This is a genomic window from Marinifilum sp. D737 (genome assembly GCF_026672275.1).
In the GTDB taxonomy this organism is placed as follows: Bacteria; Bacteroidota; Bacteroidia; order Bacteroidales; family Marinifilaceae; genus Marinifilum.
Genome location: NZ_JANQCD010000116.1, coordinates 1 through 371, shown reverse-complemented (window position 1 = coordinate 371; position 371 = coordinate 1). Strand labels below are relative to the sequence as shown.

The following is a 371-nucleotide window of genomic DNA, read 5'->3' as shown; positions in this document are numbered from 1 at the left end:
GCAGAAGGTAATTGCGCAGCTAAAGCTTCTGTGGATATCGCTTTGCACGATCTGGTTGGAAAGATATTGGATAAACCTTGGTTTAAGATTTGGGGATACAATCAGGAAGATACTCCCTTAACCACATTTACCATTGGAATTGATAAACCTGAAGTAGTAACTGAGAAAGTTAAAGAAGCTGCTCCATATAAAATACTTAAGGTGAAAATTGGTCGTGGTACTGATGAGGAAATGATCAATACCATCAGAAAAGTTACCGACATTCCTTTGTGTGTAGATGTAAATCAGGGTTGGAAAGACAAGCATGAAGCATTGGATAAGATTCATTGGTTGAAAGAACAAGGAGTTGTTTTTGTTGAACAACCAATGGA

At 37.7% G+C, this 371-nt stretch carries 1 protein-coding gene; it reads left to right on the top strand.

What is annotated here, in order from left to right; genetic code table 11:
• Positions 1-371 (top strand): enolase C-terminal domain-like protein (locus NQ163_RS20680; protein ID WP_326493344.1); only part of this gene is annotated, 371 nt, incomplete at both ends.